The sequence below is a fragment of the Actinoplanes awajinensis subsp. mycoplanecinus genome (genome assembly GCF_001509495.1).
GTDB classification, from domain to species: Bacteria; Actinomycetota; Actinomycetes; order Mycobacteriales; family Micromonosporaceae; genus Actinoplanes; species Actinoplanes palleronii.
Genome location: NZ_LLZH01000281.1, coordinates 1 through 19,830, shown reverse-complemented (window position 1 = coordinate 19,830; position 19,830 = coordinate 1). Strand labels below are relative to the sequence as shown.

At 71.0% G+C, this 19,830-nt stretch carries 15 protein-coding genes; 12 read left to right on the top strand and 3 right to left on the bottom strand.

What is annotated here, in order from left to right:
* Positions 1 to 67 precede the first annotated feature (67 nt).
* From ADL15_RS28730 to ADL15_RS28705, 6 genes are all read left to right on the top strand, one after another.
* Positions 68 to 790: a hypothetical protein gene (locus ADL15_RS28730; RefSeq protein WP_232344419.1), complete on the top strand. Its 723-nt coding sequence runs from the start codon at positions 68 to 70 to the stop codon at positions 788 to 790.
* The gene (locus tag ADL15_RS53325) at positions 787 to 2,760 is read left to right on the top strand and encodes an ATP-binding protein (protein WP_067697705.1); all 1,974 of its coding nucleotides are present in this window, start codon (positions 787 to 789) and stop codon (positions 2,758 to 2,760) included. The genes ADL15_RS28730 and ADL15_RS53325 overlap by 4 nt, the downstream gene beginning before the upstream one ends.
* Complete coding sequence (locus tag ADL15_RS28720) at positions 2,757 to 4,733, top strand: hypothetical protein (RefSeq protein ID WP_157441662.1); 1,977 nt, start codon at positions 2,757 to 2,759, stop codon at positions 4,731 to 4,733. The genes ADL15_RS53325 and ADL15_RS28720 overlap by 4 nt, the downstream gene beginning before the upstream one ends.
* A gap of 38 nt (positions 4,734 to 4,771) precedes the next feature.
* On the top strand, positions 4,772 to 5,305 hold the full coding sequence (locus tag ADL15_RS28715) for an SMI1/KNR4 family protein (RefSeq protein WP_157441661.1): 534 nt from the start codon (positions 4,772 to 4,774) through the stop codon (positions 5,303 to 5,305).
* A gap of 113 nt (positions 5,306 to 5,418) precedes the next feature.
* A complete protein-coding gene (locus ADL15_RS28710; RefSeq protein WP_067697700.1) occupies positions 5,419 to 6,210 on the top strand; it encodes an alpha/beta fold hydrolase in 792 nt (263 codons plus the stop codon).
* 109 nt (positions 6,211 to 6,319) lie between these two features.
* Positions 6,320 to 6,871, top strand: coding sequence for a TetR/AcrR family transcriptional regulator (locus ADL15_RS28705; RefSeq protein WP_232344417.1), 552 nt, complete (start codon positions 6,320 to 6,322; stop codon positions 6,869 to 6,871).
* A 110-nt stretch (positions 6,872 to 6,981) separates the two neighbouring features.
* On the opposite strand, the gene ADL15_RS28700 is transcribed toward ADL15_RS28705, so the two are convergent.
* Positions 6,982 to 9,135, bottom strand: a complete 2,154-nt coding sequence (locus ADL15_RS28700) for an AAA family ATPase (RefSeq protein ID WP_198171060.1) — start codon at positions 9,133 to 9,135, stop codon at positions 6,982 to 6,984.
* Positions 9,136 to 9,181: 46 nt separating this feature from the next.
* Positions 9,182 to 12,250, bottom strand: a complete 3,069-nt coding sequence (locus ADL15_RS28695; RefSeq protein WP_157441660.1) for a S8 family serine peptidase — start codon at positions 12,248 to 12,250, stop codon at positions 9,182 to 9,184.
* 292 nt (positions 12,251 to 12,542) lie between these two features.
* Here ADL15_RS28695 and ADL15_RS28690 point away from each other — a divergent pair, with 292 nt between their 5' ends.
* From ADL15_RS28690 to ADL15_RS28670, 5 genes are all read left to right on the top strand, one after another.
* A complete protein-coding gene (locus ADL15_RS28690; RefSeq protein WP_083971856.1) occupies positions 12,543 to 13,034 on the top strand; it encodes a hypothetical protein in 492 nt (163 codons plus the stop codon).
* Between the two features lie 90 nt (positions 13,035 to 13,124).
* Positions 13,125 to 13,889: a hypothetical protein gene (locus ADL15_RS28685; RefSeq protein WP_232344415.1), complete on the top strand. Its 765-nt coding sequence runs from the start codon at positions 13,125 to 13,127 to the stop codon at positions 13,887 to 13,889.
* A gap of 264 nt (positions 13,890 to 14,153) precedes the next feature.
* A complete protein-coding gene (locus ADL15_RS28680) occupies positions 14,154 to 15,017 on the top strand; it encodes a TIGR03620 family F420-dependent LLM class oxidoreductase (protein WP_067697692.1) in 864 nt (287 codons plus the stop codon).
* Positions 15,018 to 15,244: 227 nt separating this feature from the next.
* Positions 15,245 to 15,448 (top strand): cold-shock protein, encoded by a 204-nt coding sequence (locus tag ADL15_RS28675; RefSeq protein WP_067697690.1) that lies wholly within the window; start codon positions 15,245 to 15,247, stop codon positions 15,446 to 15,448.
* A gap of 429 nt (positions 15,449 to 15,877) precedes the next feature.
* Positions 15,878 to 17,869 (top strand): beta-1,3-glucanase family protein, encoded by a 1,992-nt coding sequence (locus tag ADL15_RS28670; RefSeq protein ID WP_067697688.1) that lies wholly within the window; start codon positions 15,878 to 15,880, stop codon positions 17,867 to 17,869.
* 83 nt (positions 17,870 to 17,952) lie between these two features.
* Here the strand turns inward: ADL15_RS28670 and ADL15_RS28665 are convergent, their stop codons facing one another.
* Positions 17,953 to 18,432, bottom strand: coding sequence for a hypothetical protein (locus tag ADL15_RS28665; protein WP_067697686.1), 480 nt, complete (start codon positions 18,430 to 18,432; stop codon positions 17,953 to 17,955).
* A 152-nt stretch (positions 18,433 to 18,584) separates the two neighbouring features.
* Between ADL15_RS28665 and ADL15_RS28660 the strand changes: the two genes are divergently transcribed.
* Entirely contained in the window at positions 18,585 to 19,643 is a 1,059-nt protein-coding gene (locus tag ADL15_RS28660; protein ID WP_157441659.1) for a hypothetical protein, read from the top strand.
* Positions 19,644 to 19,830 lie beyond the last annotated feature (187 nt).

The following is a 19,830-nucleotide window of genomic DNA, read 5'->3' as shown; positions in this document are numbered from 1 at the left end:
CAGCTCAGCAATCAGGACAATCCACATGGTCTAGCGAGCGGCCGATCGTCTTCCTAGAATGCGATCCGTGTCCCCAATCAAGCCCGGTGGAATGAGCGCCACCAGCCGCGGGCAGGATGCCGTACGGATCCTTTTGATCATTTCCGCGGCGGCCACGCCGATCGCGCCCACGGTCAGCGACCACGTCGGCGATCCGGCGGCGAACGATCTGGCACCGGCCGACGCGGTGGCGGTCCTGGAGAGCCAGGTGTTGCTGCAGAAGCTCGACTTCTGGGTGCGCAATCCCGACTTCCTCGCCGACGAGTTGCTCAACGACTACGAGCAGGGCGGTGACGCCGAGCTCCTCGAGCTGGCCGGCAGCATCCTGGAGTCCGACGAGCCGGAGGTGCGGCGCTACCCGATGATGCGGTTCCTCTTCGGCGCCTACGAACCGCTGGACGACGCACTGGCGGTGCTTCGCAGTGCCCACCTGGTTGTGCGGCGTAAGCGCGGCACCGTCGACGGCCGGGTCCGGCGGCACGACTACTACCTCACCCGGACCGGGCGGTCGGCTGCCGAGCGGATCGTGCACGACGTCCCGGAGTTCGGATATTTCGTGGATCGCACCCTGCTCGTCGCCCGCCTGGCCACCGGTTACGGCGGCAGCCGCCTGAAAGCGCGGCAGTATCAGCAGGACGAGTACCGCCACGCGGTGATCGGCGACCAGATCGCCACGATCGCGCCACGCGTCCAGCAACGCTGGCGCCGATGCGCCGCCGAACGGCAACCGTCGTCGGTCGATGCCGCATGAGCTCCGAGGAACTCACCACCCGCATCGCGGTCCGCGCGGGAGTGCCGGTGCCGGTCGTGGAGCGGGTGTTCGAGGGGCACGGCTTCTCGCCGATCCTGTCCGGTGCACTGCCGCGGCCGGTGCAACTGCGCCGGCTTCGCATCGCCGGCGCCCGGACGGTGGAGCCTCGGGGGCCGTTCGACCGGGTCTTCCAATTCGGCACCGGGCTCACTGTGCTGGCGGCCGACAATCTCCGGGGCAAGACCAGCGTGCTGGAACTGATCACCTGGTGCCTGCGCGGCTCACCCCGCGCCAACCTCCAGGGTGTCGTCCGCAGCTGGCTGAGCCGGCTCGATTGCGATGTCACGGTGGCGGGACGCCCGCTGGGCTTCCGCCTCGGCCTTCGGCACGGGCAACTCATCGAGGGCCGGGTCCTGTCGGCGGCCGACGAGGAGAGCCTGGCCGGGGCCGACGCGGCCGATCCCGGACGAGCAGTCGTGGAGCTCGTGCACGCGACCGAACCTGACACGTTCGCTGCCATGGTCGCGAACCTGATGATGGAACTGCTGGACCTCGAGCGCCTGGAGTCGTCGTCCAGCCGCAGCGCCTCCGGCCGGACCACGTACGGCTGGCCGGCGTACTTCGGCGCGCTCTACCTGCCGCCCGGCGGCGACTCGGCGTTGCTGGGTGACACAGTCATCGGTGGCCTGGCTGGCCGGCTCCTGCAAGTCTTCCTGGACCTGCCGGGCGCCGCGCTGCTCAGCCGGATGCGGACGGCTCGTGACCAGCTCGGGGAGGCCGACCGGGCGGCCGAGGCGGATTCGGCCCGGATGTGGACCCTGCTCGCCACCCAGCGCGCCGACGCGGAACGCCGGCTGGCCGAGGCGCACCGCGAACTGGCCGCCCTCGGTGAACCCGCCGGGACGGCTTCACTGATCGCCGACATCTCCGGCCTCACCACCGCGGCCGTGACCGCCGAAGGGTCGCTGCGCGAGGCACGCGAGAACCACGAACTTCTCCGCTGGCAGCGCCGGGTCGACGAAAAGCGGCTCACCGACCTTCGCGAGCACCAGGCGGCCCGGTTCTTCTTCCACGCTCTCGACCCGGAGGTGTGTCCCCGGTGCGAGGTGCCGATCAGCCCGGCGCGGCGCGCGGCCGAACGGACGTCGGCGATCTGCGCGGTGTGCACCGAGCCGACCGGTCTGACGGCCTCCGATCCGGCCGAGGCCGAGGCCGCCATCCAGGAGGCCCAGTGGCGATGGAAAGCCAGCCGGGAGGCCGAGGATCTGTCTCGGCACCGCCTCGACGACAACGCCGCGTACGCCGCGGACCGCCGTCGTGCGCTGGCCGAGGTGGAAAGCACCTTGGCCGGCGTGCGCAGCGGGAAAGCTGAGGATCAGCGCCAGTCACTCGCGAACCGGGTGACCCGGCTCGAAGGCATGGTCAGCGCCTGGCAGTCACTGTCGATGCCGCGACAGCGCCCGTCCACCGACGCGCGGACGGTGCTCGACGCCGCCATCGCCGAGCTGACCGCGCTGCAGTCCGCGGCCAGCGACACCCTCTTCGAGGAGCTCAACACCGACATCGCCGTGCTCGCCCGGGGCTTCGGTTTCCGCAACCTCGACCGGGTCGTCGCCGATCGGGCCGGGCGGCTGCAGGTGTACAAGACCGGCGGTCCGCGGGAATGGTTCGGCACCCAGTCGCCGGGCGAACGGCTCCGGCTCCGAATCGCGGTGGTGGTCGCCCTGCTCCGGATCGGCCATCGTCACGGCGTGGCCACCCATCCCGGGCTCCTGCTCATCGACAGCCCCCGGTCGGAGGAGGTGCAGGACGACAACGCCGCCGCCCTGCTGATCGCGCTGGAGCAGCTCTGCGAGGCGACGCCCGGGCTGCAGGTGCTGGTCACCACCGCGGACAAGGATCTGGTCGCCCGAGTGCTTACCGCCTCGACCATCATCTCGCCACCCGGTCCTGGACAGCCGTTGTGGTGACGCCGGGTGAGCTCGACCGGTTCCTGATGACGATGGAGGGTGCACCTCCGGCACTGGCCACGGTGGTCGAACGCCTCGCCGGGCCGCCCGCGCCGGAAATCGAGCGGTGCGCCGCAGGGCCGCTCGCGCCATTGCTGTGCGCCACACTGATCCAGCAGCTGGCCGAGCCCGGAGGCAGCGCTCCTGACGAAGGCGTGACCGCGGTCCTGCGGGGACTCGCCCAGCAACAGAGTGCGCTGGCACTGCTGGACGTCACCGATGAACTACTGGGCTCGGGCGCGTTCGTCGAGTCGTACGGGACCCGCCTGCACAGGGTCTTCCTCACCGGCGCCTCGACACCTCGGCCCCTGGTCGCGGCGACGTTCGCCGAAGGCGCACTGCGGCTGGCCATCGCCGGGTCCGGCGACATCATGCGTACGGTCGTGATGTTGACACCGGAGGAGGCCGATGGCCTCGACCCGGACTACGCGGAGCGATTGCCGCGGTTGCTCGGCGCGGCGCTTGACGTGTGGGGCGCCGAGCGGGCGGTCAGCGGAGCGCTGCTGCGTACCCTGGCGGAATTGCGGCTGCACCCGGCTGCGGCGGCCGGCGCGGCGTTCGAGACCGGCCTCCACCAGATCCGATCCGCCGCCGACCCGGGCACCGATGACCCGGTCGCGGTGCTGGTGACGGCGCGGAAGAACCTGGCGCACGCTGAGGCCGCCGAGGAGTGCGGTGGTGACGCGGCTCTGTACGGCACCGGGATCGACGCCGTCATGGCCTTCCGGCGGGGTGACCAGCTCGCGCTCCGGGACGTGCACCGGGGACTGCTTCGCCTGCTCGACGAGCGGGCGAACGGGTTCCGGCGCGGGCATGTCCCGGCCTGGCGTCGTTCCCGCGCCGAGGCCGGCTTCGCCTGGGCGCGCCTGGTGACGATTCTGACCCGGGCGCTGGATGCGACGACCCGACCAGCCTGGCTCGATGCCTGGCCGATGATCGATGCTCTGCTGGACGCGTATGCCCTGGACCGCGCTGTGGTTCCGGTTCCGGGAGCAGTCGATCAGGACGGCCTCGCCCGAGTCGTCCGGCCGGTCATCGCGTCGGCTCTGCGCGGCCGGGAGACGTTGCTGGTGCAGTTGCGTGTCGCGGCGGTGGACGACGCCGACCGCGTCGGCAGGCTGCGGGAGATCGTCGAGCGTCCGGACACGTCAACGGAGGCTTCACCCGACGACGACGCCGATTGTTCACGACTTGTCTCATTGGCGCCGTCGATCGTGGCCGAGCTAGGTCTTCCCGCCGCCACGCGACTTGCCCGTCAAGTTGACGATGACGCCCTCCGCATGATGGAAGGCATGGCCTACAACACCGTCGTACGCCACGGAAGCCTGCGCGATCCGGTCATAGCCGGGCTCCTCGACAGTCTCGTCACCGGCCTCCAGCCCTGCGCCGACTACACCGGATCCGTTCGGCAGTCCTTCGACGCGCTGCTCGCCGAGACCGTCACTTTCCTGGCCACCCGGCATGACCTGCAGCGGTCGGCGGCGGTCGACTACTTGTCACCGGCCCGGCCTCCACCTCGGGAAGCCCGCCTGCAGGACGACTTCGCCGACTGGCTGCGCCGAGGCCCGCTGGCCGGCCGCATCGCCGTCGAAGTCCCGAATGTCGCCACCGGACGGGCCGACATCATGATCGGATTCGGCGTCACCCGGTTCTTCATCGAGGTCAAACGGGAGCTCCGGAACAGCTCGCGGGCGGAATTGGAGCGCGCGTACCTCGCCCAGGCCGCGGATTATTCGGGAACCAGCGCGACCCTCGGCATGCTGCTGGTTCTCGATCTGACGCCACACCCGGCGGGAGTACCGCACCTGAGCGAGTGCGCCTGGGTGACCAGTTGCCGACCACCCGGCAGCACCGTCGACCGCTATATCGTAGTTGGGCGGGTGATCGGCAATCGCTCGACACCGAGCGCGTACTCCCGAGCGGCGGGCCACTGAGAACGCACCGACTGTTTCTGTTGCGAGGTCGCATCCGGATGGCACCAACTGATTGGCCGGTACTGATCGGCAGGCTCGTCCAGGTGCGGGCGGAGGTCGATGCCGCTGACCCGGAGCGCCTTCAGCCGTGCACGATTCCCCGGCTCAGGGCATCCGAGGCGGACGTCGCCGGCTTCGAGCGGGAGATCGGCGAGCAGGTGCCGGCCGGGTACCGCGAGTTCCTGCTGCACGCCGACGGCTGGCCCGAATTCGAGTACGACGTCGACCTGTTCGGCCTCGCCGAGTTGCGCGGCGCCGGCGCCTGGGAGATCGGCCTCCGGACCCTGGAGATCTACGACGACGAGGGCGTCCTCGAGGACAGCGGCGTCTCCTTCGACCAGATCGTGCCGGTGGCCGCGGGCCCGGGGATGTCCAGTGTGTACGCGCTGATCCGCAACGGCTTCACCGGCGCGGGCACGGTGCTGTGGTGGAACGACGGCCAGGAGATCGACCGCTACCCCGGCTTCGCCGAGTTCATCACCTCGACCACCGCCTACGCCGAGCGCCGCCTGAGCACACTGCTCGGCCGCTGACGAAACGGATCTCACACTTTCTTGCGCTCGGGTGCATCGACAGGGCACTCTCTGACCACAGGTAGACGTACTAGTAAGTCTACCGACGACCGGCCAGCTGAAAGGGCGCTCTCATGCGTATCCGTATCTCTCCCCGTGGCGCGATCATCGGTGCTGCCACCCTGGCGCTGCTGGGTGCCGCCGCCGTCCCGGCGATGGCGACGACCCACGAGAAGGCCAAGCCCACGGTCGTGCTGGTGCACGGTGCGTTCGCCGACTCGTCCAGCTGGACGTCGGTGGTGCGGCAGCTGCGCAAGGACGGCTATCCGGTGCGGGCGATCGCCAACCCGCTGCGCGGCATCAGCAGCGACGCCGCGTACGTCTCGAGCTTCCTCAAGGGCATCGACGGGCCGATCGTGCTCGTCGGTCACTCGTACGGTGGTGCGGTCATCAACAACGCGGCGGTCACCGACCCGGACGTGAAGTCGCTGGTCTTCATCGGCGCCTACGTTCCGGCGAAGGGTGAGACGCTGGGTGAGCTGAACGAGCGGGTCGTCGCGCACCCGGTCCCGGCCCTCCCGGTGGTGCCGACCGAGGTCCCCGGCGGCGTGGACCTGACCATCGACCCGGCGCAGTTCCGGGCGGCGTTCGCGGCCGACGTGGACAAGACCACCGCGGCCGACATGGCGATCACCCAGCGGCCGATCTCGGCGGCGGCCTTCGGCGAGCCCAGCGCTGCGGCGGCCTACACCACGATCCCGTCCTGGATGCTGATCACCCGCAACGACCAGGCCATCGCCCCCGACCTGCAGCGCTTCATGGCCGTCCGGGCCAAGGCCACGGTCACCGAGGTCACCGCCTCGCACGCCGTCATGGTCAGCAAGCCGTCCGCCGTCACCAAGATCATCGAGCAGGCCGCCCGCTGATCTCCGCGGCGCCCGGCGGCAGGTCCGCCGCCGGGCGCGCCTCGCGAGCCGATCAATCAAGATCCCTATTGGGTACGATGGAAGCGCGATGACCACGACAGTGACACCGATGCGTGAGCGCATCCTCGACGCGGCGACCGAGTTGTTCTATGCCCAGGGCCTGCGGGCGGTCAGCGCGGAGCGGGTCATCGAGCGGGTCGGCATCACCAAGGTGACGTTCTACCGCTACTTCCGCACCAAGGACGACCTGATCGTGGCGTATCTGGAGCGCCGGGCCGAGCGGGAGCGCGAGGGGACCCTGGCCGCGCGTGACCACGCCGCCGGTGACGTCGACGCCACGCTGCGCCTGATCTCCGAGGGCATCGGTGCCGAGGCCTGCTCCCCCGGGTTCCGCGGCTGCCCGTTCATCAACGCGGCCGCCGAGTTCGCCGATCCGGCCCATCCGGTACGCCAGGTCGTCGACACCCACCGCGCGTGGTGGAAGGCCATGCTCGAGGAGCTCGTCGGCCACCTCGGCCTGCCCGATCCGGCGACCGTCGCCGACGAGCTGATCATCGCCCGCGACGGCGCCCTGGTCACCGGCTACCTCGGCGATCCCGCCACGGTCGCCCCGCGCCTCTACGCGCTCAGCCAGACCATCCTCGCGGCACACACCCGCTGACCGGAGCCCGTCCGCCGGAAGCGGTACACACCCGCTGACCGGGGCCCGCCCGCCGGAAGCGGCACACACCCGCTGACCGGAGCCCGCCCGCCGGGAGCGGCACATCCCCGCTAGTGCTGGAGCAGCCGGGTCGCCTCCGTGCCCCAGGCCGGCAAACCCTTGCCCGCCACCAGGTCCAGCGCGGCACGCGCCTCCGCCCGCCCTTCCTCCGCACGACCGGAACTGATCAGCAGGTCGGCGAGGGCCGTGCGGGCCGGCACCAGCGGCCAGACCGCGCCGACGCGGGTGGCCTCGGCGACGACCGCGCGCAGGCCGGCCTCGTCGCGGCGCAGCCGGGCCAGGTGGAGCCGGGCGTCGGCCATGGCCAGCGGCAGCCGGTACGGCCGGGCCAGGAAGTGCAGCAGTCGCTCCGCCAGCCCGTCGTGCCGGCCGGCCGCCAGGTCGAGTCCGAAGGCGGTCAGTTCCACCACCGGGCGCAGGCGCTCGTAGTCGGCGTCGTCGACCAGCCGGCGACCGGTGTCCAGCAGTCCGGCCGCGACGTCGGTCCGGTCGGTGTGCAGCGCGCCCTGCGCCCAGTTGAGGCAGGCCCGGGCCCGTTCGCGCGGGTAGCCGGCGAACGTGCCGTCGGCCAGCGCCGCCGTGATGGCCGCCTCGGCGTCCGGGTCGCCGGTCTCCAGCGCCAGCGACAGCTGGGCGATCAGCACGGCGAGCCGCGCCGACGGGTCGCCGGAGAGCGCGGCCTCGGCGGCCGCTTCGGCGCAGAGGCGCTGGTGCGCGGTCACGTGCCGGCCGACCACGGTGTCCGGTGCGGAGAGCACGGCGAGGGCGCGGGCCCGGCGGTCGTGCTGGCGCAGGTACGGCACGGCCCGCTCGATCTCGTCGTACCCCTCGCGGGCGTCGCCCTGCTGGCGCAGCATCCGGCCGAGGGCCAGGCCGAGGTCACCGCGCGCGCCGGGTGGCAGGCGGCGGTCGGCGAGCAGCCGGCGCAGCACCGGGATCGCGTCGGTCTGCGCGACGCTCTCGATCGCCGAGCGGCCCAGCTTCACCGCGAGCCGGACCCGGACCGGGCGGGGCAGATCCGGGTAGACCGTGGTCGCCAGCAGGAACCGGGCCGCCGTCGCGTCGTCGCGTTGCGCCGCGGCGAGGTCGGCCGCCGCCTCCGCGTTGCGTACGTGGTCGGCCGGGCTCCCGGCCAGCCGGTAGTGATGGGCGAGCCGCGCCACCGGGCGGGGTTTCTGCTCCTCCAGCAGCCGCGCGGCCCGCAGGTGCAGCAGCCGGCGGGTGCCCGGTGGCACCAGCTCGTAGACCACCTGCCGGGCCAGGGTGTGCCGGAACCACAGCCGGCCGTCCCGCTCGTGCAGCAGTCCGGCGTCGCGGGCCTGGGCCAGGGCGGCCGCCACGGTGTGCTCGCCGGCGCCCAGCACCACGGCGATCGGGTGCGGGTCGGCGGCCGGGCCGATCGCCGCGGCCGCGCCGAGGATCTCCCGCACGGTGTCGCCGAGGTGGCTGAGCCGGCCCTGGAGCACGTCGCGCAGCAGGGCGGGCACGGCGCCGTCGGGGTGGCGCCGGAACTGCTCGACGTCACCGTCGGTCACCAGCGAGCGCACCACCTCCTCGACGAGGAACGGGATGCCGGCCGTCCGTTCGTACAGATGAGTGACGAAGCGGTCGTGGGTGGCCGCGGCCGTGTCGAGAGGGATCAACAGTGCGGTGGCGAGGGCAGCGACCTCGTCGCGACCCAGCGGGGTGACCGGGAGCCGGCGGACCGCGGCCGGCAACGGGCGAGCGGACGGTGACTCCCGCATGGTGATCAGGACGGTCAGGCCGGGTACCGGGTGCGCGGCCAGGTGGTCGACGAGTTCCCGGGTCGCCGGGTCGGCCATCTGGAGATCCTCGAGCGCGACCACGAGCGGGCCCCGGTCTCGCAGCAGGGTCGCCATCGCGCGGAGCAGCCGGGCGCGGTCGGCGTCCGGGTCGAGCGGCGGCCCATCGACCAGCGGGCGGGTCAGCCGCAGCCCGTCGAGCAGCGGCCCGAGCGGCTGGGGTTCGCGCAGGTCGTCACAGTGCGCGACGATCACCGGCACCGGGGAGTCGGCCAGCACCTCGGCGACCAGACGTGTCTTACCGACGCCGGCTTCGCCGGTAAGGACCACCAGGGCGTACGGCTTCGCCAGCTCGGCACGGAGCGCGGTGAGCAACTCCGCGCGGCCCACGAAGGGCCCGGTGGCGCTGGGCAGGGCGAGTGAAGCGGCTAACGAGGACACCGCCGGCAACCATAGCGGCCGGCGGTGTCCCCCAGATCAACTCGGCTCAACCCGTGATCGTCACCGGGATGCGCCGGATCACTGTCTTACCGTCGGTGATGGCGACGACACCGTGGTACTGCTTGCCGGCCTGCAGACCCGACCACCGCACGGTCAGGTCGGTGGTGGCGCCGGCCTTGATCGTGCGCCGGGACGGGCTGACCGTGAACGTCCCGGTGTTCACGCCGGGAGCGCCCGGGGTGATCACCGCGTAGCTCAGCTGCTGGCTGTTCTGCCCGGCCGGCAGGTTCCACAGGTCGGTCTGCTCCACCACCAGGGTGTAGTCGCCCGCGCCGTCGGGCAGCTGCAGCGTCGCGGTGTGCGGCAGGTGCATGAACTGCGCGTCGACGAACGCACCCTCGGCGTCGAAGATCTTGGCGTAGAAGTCGCCGCAGGCGCCCTCCTCGTCGTCGTCGAAGAAGCAGCGGGTGTACTGCGCGTCGATCCGGACGTTCGGGCCGAGGCTGCCCTTCGGCACGTGGATCTTGGCGACCGTCATGGCCGGCGGCGGCGGGTCCGGGATGGTGGCGTACTGGTCGTCCCAGGCGTTGCCGATCATGCCGGTGAGGGTGAAGCCGGTGGTGGCGCCCGCGGTGAGCCCGGCCTTCTCGATCTCGAGCCGGCCCTGCCAGCCGGTCTGCGCCGGGATGGTCAGTGCGCCGCTGGTGCCGGTGCCGGTGACCTTCTCCGGCGCGACCAGCTGGGTGTTGTTCACCAGGATCGGGCTGCGCACCCGGTGGCCCTGACTGTCGGCCCAGGTCAGGTTGCCGCTGACCGGTACGCCGAACGCGCCGCCGGCGTGGGTGACGGTCAGCTTGTAGGTGACCGACGCGCCCGGCTTCACGGTGAACCGCGCCGGGGTGACCGTGACCGTGTAGCCCTTCGGCGCGGCGACCTTCGCGACGTAGGTGCTGGTGCGCTTGCCGACGTTGGTGACGGTACGCGTGATCGAGCGGGTGCCGACCATGGTGCCGAAGGCGATCGACGGGTAGTTGAGCGCGGCGGGCGGCGTCGCCGTGACGCCGGTGCAGTCCGGGGCGTACGCCCAGTCGTTGTTGTCCACCCGGCCGGCGTACGCGCCGCAGAGGAAGCCGGCCCACTGCGCGGGGGTGGACTCGTAGACCAGTCCGGCGTCGATCGCGGTCGCGGGTACGACCTCGCCCGACCCGTAGTTGAGCGGCGTCGCCTGCTGATCGACGTACGTCAGAGGGTTGCCTTTATCGGTCTTGTCCCGCGACCCGGTCATCAGCGCGGAGCGGATCGCGGCCGGGTCCCAGCCCGGGTGTTTCGCCTTGACCAGCGCGGCGATCCCGGCGATGTGCGGTGCCGCCATCGACGTGCCGGACATCATCGTGAACGCGCCGTCGTGCTCGGCCGGCGAGACCGCGGCGACCACGTCGGAGCCGGGCGCCGCGATGTCCGGCTTGATCAGGTCGCCGCCGCTGAGCGAGGACGGCCCGGACGACGAGAAGCCGGCCACGGCGGGCGCCTCGACCTTGGTGAACGTGCCGGCGGAAAGCTTGACCGTCGGCGTGGCGGTGGCCGCGTAGGTGATCAGCGCGGCACCGGTCGGCACGTCGACGTGCGCGGTGGGCACCGCGTGCAGGTCGGCCATCAGCGCGTTCGCGTCCCACTCCGGCTGGTAGAGCACCATGCCGGCCCCACCGGCCTCCGCGACCACCTGGCTCTTCGAGACGCGGGCCGACTCGCCGCGTGCGCAGAGCACGATCGTGCCCTTGACCTTGGCCGGGTCCAGGGTGCCGGGCAGGCACATGCTCGCCCAGTAGTCGTCGCCCTCGATGGTCGACGCGGCCCGGCTGTCGACCAGCGGGGCCGTGCCGCTCGCGGTGCCGATGCCGACACCGGTGTAGCTGCGCCCGTTGCCCAGCTTGATCGTGCGCAGCCAGCGGTGGTCCTGCTCGGTGGCGGCCACCGTGGTCACCCACGGGGTGGTGTTGTCGACCGAACCGGCGCCCGGTCCGGCGTTGCCCGCGGCGGCGGCCACGAAGACCCCGGCCGCGGCGGCGTTCAGGAACGCCTCGTCGATCGGGTTCCACGCCTCGCTGTCGTCACCGACCGAGTAGTTGATCACGTCGACACCATCGGCGACCGCGTCCTCGATGGCGCCGAGGATGTCGGTCATGCTGCCGACCGCGCCACCGGCGCCGTCCGACCAGAGCGCCTTGTAGATCGAGAGCCGCGCGCCGGGCGCCATGCCGCTGATCAGGCCCATGTCCATGCCGGACACGGTGGCGTGCACGCCACTGAGACCGGCTGCGGTGCTGGCGGTGTGCGTACCGTGGCCGTTGCTGTCGCGGGGGGACCTGAACTCTTCCGGGTTCAGGGTGGAGAGGGCGTCGTTGTCGTACCAGCGGGCGCCGATCACCTTGTTGTTGCAGAGGGCCGGTTCGTCGGGACCGAAGTCGCAGACGCCCTTGAACTTCGCCGCGATCGCCGCGGCGTCCGGGCGCGGCTCGGGCAGCGGCGCGAAGCTGGTGCTCTCCGGCCAGTACCCGCTGTCGATCACCCCGATCACGGTGCCCTCGCCGGCGTGCGCGGCGCCGCCGAAGCCCTGCTGCCACACCCCGGCCCGCCCGCTCAGGCCGAGCTCGTCGGCGGGCATCGCGAGTTGCGCGGTGACCAGCTTGTCCTCGAGGACCGCGGCCACACCGGGAGTCTTGCGCAGCGTGGCGGCCTGCCCGGTGGTGAGGGTCGCGGTGAAACCGTTGAAGGTGGTGTCCAGGCTGCGGCCGATGCTGACCCGGGCCGTCTTGGCCACGGCCGCGCGCCGCTCACCGAGATAACCGCGATAGGCGCCGGCGTCCGCGGTGGTCCGGCTGAGCTTCGCGCCTTGCGGCGCTCGGGTCGCTTTCAAACCCTTGACCCCACCGGTGTACGACGCGAGCGGCGCATCCGCGAGTCGCACCACGTAGCGGCCGGCGAGGGTGGGCGTGGCCGGCGATTTTCCGTCACCGAGCGGGTCGGCGGCGGCGGGTGACGCCGCGAGTCCGGCCCCGGCGATCGCGACGAGCAGCACGGCGACGCCGGCCCCCAGCCGCTGGAGGGGATGATCCATGAACGGTTGCACAGCAGTGATTCCTCTCCCCCGGCACTCTTGGCACCGAGCGAGCTGAACCTACGAAGATCGTCGATGCCGCGAACAGCCGGAGAACGGAAACCGGTACCCCAGGAAACAATCTCGTAACCGAACGAGTCGCTTCCCGTAACAATGTGGCCGGGCCGGCTGATGCGCGGCAGCGAGCGCCAGAAAGTGGCCGGGACACGAGGACCCGCGACGGTCGATCCTCACATGTCATTGACGTATGCAAGATCTTGATCCGCGGGCTCGCAGCACATACGCTCCCGCGATGTCCATCAAGGTCGGATGGCGCCCCACGCGCCGACAACTCCTGTTCGGCGGTCTCGCCGTTGTCGTCGCCGCCGGTGCGGTGACGGCCTGGGCACTGCAGCCGCACCCCGAGCCGCGGCAGCGCGAATACCTCGACGCGACCGCCTGCCTCCTCACCGACCAGCAGGGGATCAGCAGCTCACAGGCGGCTCCGGTGTGGTCGGCGATGTCCGCCGCCGGGACGGCCCACCTGGTCCGGGTGCAGTACCTCGCGGTCAACGGCGAGCAGACCGCCGGCAACGCGAGCACCTACCTGACCTCGCTCGCCGACGGGCGCTGCGGCGTCGTCATCGCCGTCGGCGCCGCTCAGGTGGCCGCGGTGTCCGACATCGCGAGGACCAGTCCCGCAGTGAGGTTCGCCACCGTCGGCGGCGGCACCGCGGCGGCCAACGTCCAGCTGCTGGCCACCGGCGAGCAGGCCGGCGACCTGGTCGCCGCTCTGGCCGGCTGACCCCTTTTTCGGTACGACCATGAGCCCGCCCCGGGCTACCATCGCCGTCGCGCACCGCAGTGGTGCCGATCGATCTCGGGGGTACGTGGCGTGGTCCGGACAAAAATGCTCATCGGTCTGCTGGCCGGCGGCCTGCTCGTGGCGGCGGCCGGCTGCACGACCGCCGAGCCGGCGCCCGCCGACCCGCTCGCGCAGGTACGGGCCGCCGCGGCGAAGACCGCCTCGGCCCCGGCGCGGGTGACGATGAGCGTGCCGAACGTCGACGTGGCCGGCGGCACCGACCCGGCCGGGCGGGCGCTCACCCTCACGGTGACCACCGACCTGGACGGCGAGAAGGTCAAGGAGGAGGTGCGGGTCCTCGGCGACCAGGCCTACCTGATGCTCGGCAAGTCGGCCTGGCCCGGGCTGGACAAGAAGTTCGTCGCGTTCTCCACCGCGGAGTTCGCCACCGCGTCGCTGGTCCACCTCGGTGACCCGTTCGACCCGACCGGCGCGAAGGGCCTGACCGCCGCGGCCACCAGCGCGCAGCGCACCGCCGACGGCACCTACACCGGCACGATCGACCTCAGCGCCGCGCCCGGTGCGACGTCGCGAGGACTGGTGCCGGCGACCGCCGAGCAGTTGGAGCGGGCCGGCGACGTGCTGACGGCGGTCCCGTTCGAGGCGTCCGTGGACGGCGAGGGCCGCCTGACCGCGCTGACCCTCAAACTGCCGGCGTACGGCACGGTCCCGGCCTACGACAGCGTGAGCCGCTACTCGGCCTTCGGCGAGCCGGTCACGGTCACCGCACCCGCCACCGAGGAGCTGGCCCAGGTCCCCGACGCCCTCCGCAAGCTCCTCACCCACAGCGTGTGAAGGTGCGGCGTCAAACCCTGAGTGTGTGAAGTTCGGGTGCGGAGCTCGCCGTTACTTCACACACTCGGTTTTCGGGGGTTGACCGTGCCCACCCGCGGACGTCGCCCCGGAGGGGTTCGCGTTCGGGACGCGCCAGCGGCCTGCGAAGCCCGCAGGGGTCCCGGCGGGAGCGACGGTCCGCACCCCAGCGGACGCACGACATCATGATCTTGATCTTCGGGGTTCGCCGGACCCGTTCGGGAAAAGCGCCTCTAGTGTTGACCTATGGCACAACGACTCGTCAGCGTCTGGCAACCGTTCTTCCTCGGCGGCAAGAATGTGGAGGCCGTGGTCGCCGCCGCGGTCGAGCTGGAGGAGCTCGGCTATTCCCGGATCTGGTTCTCGGCCGGTTTCGGTGCGGACGTTCCCGCGCGGTTCCGCGAGATCCTGGACGGCACCGAGCGCATCGGCGTCGCGTCCGGGATCGTGTCCATCTGGCACTCGACGCCGGCCGAGGCGGCGACGTTCACTCAGGACGCGGAACGGGCGCACCCGGGCCGATTCCTGCTCGGTCTCGGCGCCAGCCACGCCGTTCTGGTCGACGGTGACGACACCGCCTACCGCAAGCCGTATTCGAAGATGGTGGCATATCTGGACGCGCTCGACGCGGCCGGGCTGGCACCCGAACGGCGGATTCTGGCCGCGCTCGGCCCGCGGATGCTGGAGCTCTCGCGGGACCGGTCCGCCGGGGCGCACCCCTATTTCGTTCCGGCCGAGCACACCGCGGAGGCCCGTGCGGCGCTCGGACCGGACCGGCTGCTCGCCACCGAGGTCGCGGTGGTCCTCGACGCGGACCCGGTGACCGCGCGGGCCACCGCCCGGCAGTACACGACCGGATATCTCGGACTGCCGAACTACACCAACAACCTGCGCCGTTTCGGCTGGACCGACGACGACTTCGCCGCCGGCGGCAGCGACCGCCTGGTCGATGCAACCATCCCCTGGGGTACGCCCGAGCAGGTCGCCGCGGGCGTCGAGAAGCACTACCGGGCCGGCGCCGACGAGGTGGCGATCCAGGTGCTCAACGGGGGTGACAGCGCCACCTTCCCCGGCGACGCGTTCCGCGCCCTCGCCGCCGTCTTGATCTGACTTTTCCCGGTGGCCCGCGTCCTCCACGACACGGGCCACCGGGCCGGATTTTCTGTGCTACGGTTCCCTCGTTGCAGTTTTGATTTCCGTAAACGCTTTCGGCGCCTGATCGGGTTATCTGAACCCACCAGGCGCTTTTCGTTTTTCGTGTCGTTTCGGCGCGGGGTGATCAATGCGGCGGCCGAGACTGCACATTGCGGTCTCGAACACCCTGCGAGGGAGCAGACATGGCTACAGGTGTCGTGAAGTGGTTCAACGCCGACAAGGGCTTCGGTTTCATCACGCAGGACGACGGCGGCGCTGACGTCTTCGCCCACTTCTCCGCGATCGCGTCGAGCGGCTTCCGCAGCCTCGACGAGAACCAGAAGGTGGAGTTCGACGTCACCCAGGGCCAGAAGGGCCTGCAGGCGGAGAACATCCGTCCGATCTGATCTTCGTTTCACCGAACGGCGGCCGCTGCCTCGCAGCGAGCCGCCGTTCGGCTTTTCCGCGCGGCCGGCTTTAAGGGCCGTCAGGACCAGCTCGGGGTGTCCGGCTGGTCCTGACGGCCCTTAAAACAGGCATATAACGGCCGCCACGGCCAGCCCGGCGTGTTCGGCTGGTGCTGGCGGCCCTTAAAACAGGCGCATAACGGCCGCCACGGCCAGCCCGGCGTGTCCGGCTGGTGCTGGGGGTCGTATCGGGGGGCTTGAGACCGCCGTGAGCACCAGCCGGGCGCCTGCGGGGACTGTAAGGGTTACTTATTGACAAGTGTTACTGGCTGGTCAATCCTCAGAGAGCGCTCTCTCCGACTGCGCACCGCCCTTGTCGCTCCCCCGACTGCTCGACGGGCACCCTCCTACCGTCCCCGGGAGACCCCCATGTCCACACGATCAAGGCTGCTGAGTGCACTCGCCGCCCTCGTGACGGCGATACCGATCGGCGCGGTGGCCGCCGCGCCGGCCGCCGAGGCCGTCGGACCCAACCTGCTGCCGTTCACGGTCACCAACAGCACCGGCCGCGGCGACGCGACCTACCTCTACGTCATCGGCGTCAACCTCACCACCGGGCGGCTCGGCTACGTCACCGCCGGCGGCACCTTCAACGCCTGGCCGGCCGGCTCGCTGCCGCCCTCCCCCGCGCCGGACGTCGCGATCGGCGGGCCGGGCAACGGCGGCAACACCACCGTCCAGCTGCCGCGCAACTTCTCCGGCCGGCTCTACATGTCGCTCGGCGCGAAGCTGAAGTTCTTCCTCACCCCGGACGGCCTGGTCCAGCCCGCGCCGTGGGCCTCCGGCGACCCGAACCACGACATCCTGTTCGACTGGAGCGAGTTCACCTACAACGACGCCGGGCTGTGGCTGAACAGCTCACAGGTGGACATGTTCGCCGTCCCGCACGTGGTCACCGTCTCGGGCAGTGACGGCACCAAGAGCACCGGCGCGGTGGTCGCGAACGGCCGGCAGAACGTGATCGACCAGATCCGGGCGCAGTCCGGCTGGGCGAACACCGTGGTCACCCGCGCGGACGGGACCGTGCTGCGCGTCCTCTCGCCGGGCAAGTCCGCCGACGCCGGGTTGCTCAGCAGCACCTACCTCGACTCGTACATCAACTCGGCGTGGAACGCCTACGCGAGCAAGACGCTCACCGTGGTGCCGTTCGGGGATCAGCCGAACACCAAGTACTTCGGGCGCACCTCCGGCAACACCATGGTGTTCACCAACACCTCCGGTGCGCAGGTCGCGTCGTTCAACAAGCCGTCCAGCGCCAACGTCTGGGGCTGTGACGGCAATCTCGGCGCCCCGAACGACCTGGTCGTGGGGCCGATCGCGCGTACCCTCTGCGCGGCGCTGAACCGGGGCACACTCGGGACCATCGACACCCAGCCGGGCGGGTCGGCGGCCGACTTCTACAAGAGCAACCCCACCAACCAGTACGCGCGGATCATCCACGCGAACATGGCCGACGGCAAGGCGTACGCGTTCGCCTTCGACGACGTGCAGAACCAGGAGTCACTGGTCTACTCGAGCAACCCGACCTCGGCCGGTGCGATCCTCTCGCCGTTCGTCGGCGGTGGCGGCGGGGGCGGTGGCGGCGGTTCGACCACCGGGTACGCGGTGACCGGCCCCGGCGGCAAGTGCGTGGACGTGGCCGGTGACGACAACGGCGCGAACGGCACCGCGGTGCAGCTGTGGGACTGCCAGTCCGGCGCCAAGGACCAGCACTGGACGCTGAAGAACGGCACCCTGCAGACGCTGGGCCGCTGCCTCGACCTGATCGGCAACGGCAGCGCGGCCGGCACCCAGCTCGAACTCTGGGACTGCAACGGTGTGGGCGGCCAGCAGTGGGTCACCCAGGCGGACGGCTCGCTGCGCAACCCGCAGTCCGGCCGGTGCGTGGACTCGCCGAACGCCAGCACCGCGAACGGCGCGCGCCTGCAGATCTGGGACTGCAACGGGTCCGCGGCACAGAAGTTCGCGTACAACGGCGGCGCCACCAACCTCACCACCCCGGGCGGCAAGTGCGCCGACGTGGCCGGGGACGACAACGGTGGGGACGGGGCGGTCGTACAGATCTGGGATTGTCAGCTGACCGCTCGTGATCAGCACTGGGCGTGGACCGGGCAGTCGCTGACCACGCTCGGCATGTGCCTGGACATCGTCGGCGGCGGCACCACCAACGGCACCCAGCTCCAGCTGCACAACTGCACCAGCAACGCCGCGCAGACCTGGGTGGTCAACAGCAACGGCAGCATCAGCAACCCGCAGTCCGGCCGCTGCCTGGACGCCCCGAACGGCAGTACCGCGAACGGCACGCGGCTGCAGATCTGGGACTGCAACGGTTCGGCGGCGCAGAAGTTCGCCAAGGCCTGATCGGCGGGCTCCGCGAACGCGGGCCCGGTGACAGCGATCAGAGGTCGCTGTCACCGGGCCCGCTGCGCGTTCCCTCCGTGACGTCAGCTCTCCCGGAAGAACCAGAGGGCCAGCCGTAGCGGCGCTTCCTTGTCCTCGTGCTGGAACGAGGCCATCACGGACCAGGGCTCCGCCGACCAGACGTCGGCACGGTCGAACTGGCCGGGGATCGGCACCTGCGGGTCGTCGAACTCCGAGATCACGGTGGGCTCGCCGAGGCGGTCCTGGACCCAGGCGGACAGCTGATCGAATCCGTCTTCGAACCGCTGGTAGAGCTCGTCGAAGTCGGCGCCCTCCTCGGGCTCCAGAAGAACGGTGACCACCTGGAAGCTGTCGATCGGACCGAACGCCTCGCGGAATCCCCGGAAGTCGCCGTTGGCCCACTCCTCCCAGTTGCCGGCGCGGCGGCCGGTGACCCACCATCCGAGATCGGCCACCACCTCCGCCACCTGCTGGGCACCCGGAGCGCCCGGTCCGGTGAACGTGTCGAACAGCGTTACCAAAGACTCCGTCCGGTCGAGCATCCTGCCTGCCTCCTTCCCCGGTCGGCTGGCTCACCGCGGATCATCCGTGGGCCCGAGGGCACCGGACCCGTGGCTCGGTACTGTGACGCCACCACACGATCAAGCATGCCTTGCCCCGAGCGAAGCTGCGCCTTGCGCATCAGGAGGACCGAGTGGCGATTCCCGCTCGTCTTGTCGCCACCGTTTCGGCACCGCTCGGCCCTGGGTCCGCCGATACCCCGAGTGTGCTGCACCGGCCCGGCCGCGGGCTGCTCGTCCAGCGTGGCGACACCGAGCTCGTGACCCTGGATCTGCAAGCGCCCGGGGCCGAGGTCCGCTTCCCCGCTCCGTGGCCTCGCACGTTCGGCGCGGCGACGGTGTCACCCGGACAGGACGCTGCGGTGTTCGCCGGCGTTCACGCGGTGCGCCTGGTGGATGCCGGTGGCGCGACCCGATGGGAGCTGCGGCATCGCTGCTGGTCCGGCGACCTGGACTGCGACGACGACCATGCTGACGCCGACGGCGGTTCAGCGGCGTTCAGCTCGGACGGCTCGCTCGTCTGGGCACACGTCCCGGGTCCGCTCGACGGCGACCCGATCGCGGACGAGGACGAGTGGACAGAGCTGTGGGTGGTGCTGGACGCCAGGACCGGCGAAGTCCTCGGCCGGGCGGAGACGAACACCACCGGCTCGATGTCCTTCCACACGACACCACCCGACCCGAGCCGGATGGGTCTGAGCATCGGTGAGGGCGAAGAGGGTTCCCCGGTGCTCTGGGGACGGTGGGACGGCCAGGAGCTGACCGCTCAGCAGGTGGACGACGAACTGATCCTGCTCGACGTGCACCCGGACGGAGGGGACCTCCTGACCGTCGACGCCGGGCAGTGGACCCTGGCCCTGCGCGATGCCCGGACCGGCGCCACCCGGGGCGAACTCGACGCCGCGGACGCGGTGCCGGCGCACCCGCTGAACACCCGGGGCGGCCGGGTGTACTGGGATGTCGACGCGGCGTTCCTCGATGCGGAAACCATCGTCGCAGGCACCGCGGAATCCGACGCGCCCCATGGCCCGGGCCGCCACTGGGTGGTCGACGCCCGCGAGTTGACCCTGCGGGGCGAGGTCGGCTACCCGATCGCGGTCGTCGGGCCGGCCCGGCCGGCCGGGTCCGGCGCCTGGTACACCGTGACCGAGGACCGGACCACTGTCCACCTCTGGCAACTCACCGACGTATAACCGGCGTCAGGAACGACGCCTGGCCGGACAATCACCGAGCCGCCAGCCGAGCCGGCGAATCTACGCCGCACCACAGCTCATACCGAGGCTAACCTCGGTCTTTCACTTGGACGCTCGCCCATAGTCAGCATTCGATGAATACGGTTCGCGTGCTTGATGGCGTTTTCCTGGCATGCCAAGGGCCCGG

What these genes read in the sequence shown, in the direction of transcription:
- ADL15_RS53325 (WP_067697705.1), top strand. Translation starts at nt 787, where the DNA reads ATGAGCTCCGAGGAACTCACCACCCGCATCGCGGTCCGCGCGGGAGTG.
- ADL15_RS28715 (WP_157441661.1), top strand. Translation starts at nt 4,772, where the DNA reads ATGGCACCAACTGATTGGCCGGTACTGATCGGCAGGCTCGTCCAGGTG.
- ADL15_RS28710 (WP_067697700.1), top strand. Translation starts at nt 5,419, where the DNA reads ATGCGTATCCGTATCTCTCCCCGTGGCGCGATCATCGGTGCTGCCACC.
- ADL15_RS28705 (WP_232344417.1), top strand. Translation starts at nt 6,320, where the DNA reads ATGCGTGAGCGCATCCTCGACGCGGCGACCGAGTTGTTCTATGCCCAG.
- ADL15_RS28695 (WP_157441660.1), bottom strand. Translation starts at nt 12,250, where the DNA reads ATGGATCATCCCCTCCAGCGGCTGGGGGCCGGCGTCGCCGTGCTGCTC.
- ADL15_RS28690 (WP_083971856.1), top strand. Translation starts at nt 12,543, where the DNA reads ATGTCCATCAAGGTCGGATGGCGCCCCACGCGCCGACAACTCCTGTTC.
- ADL15_RS28680 (WP_067697692.1), top strand. Translation starts at nt 14,154, where the DNA reads ATGGCACAACGACTCGTCAGCGTCTGGCAACCGTTCTTCCTCGGCGGC.
- ADL15_RS28675 (WP_067697690.1), top strand. Translation starts at nt 15,245, where the DNA reads ATGGCTACAGGTGTCGTGAAGTGGTTCAACGCCGACAAGGGCTTCGGT.
- ADL15_RS28670 (WP_067697688.1), top strand. Translation starts at nt 15,878, where the DNA reads ATGTCCACACGATCAAGGCTGCTGAGTGCACTCGCCGCCCTCGTGACG.
- ADL15_RS28665 (WP_067697686.1), bottom strand. Translation starts at nt 18,432, where the DNA reads ATGCTCGACCGGACGGAGTCTTTGGTAACGCTGTTCGACACGTTCACC.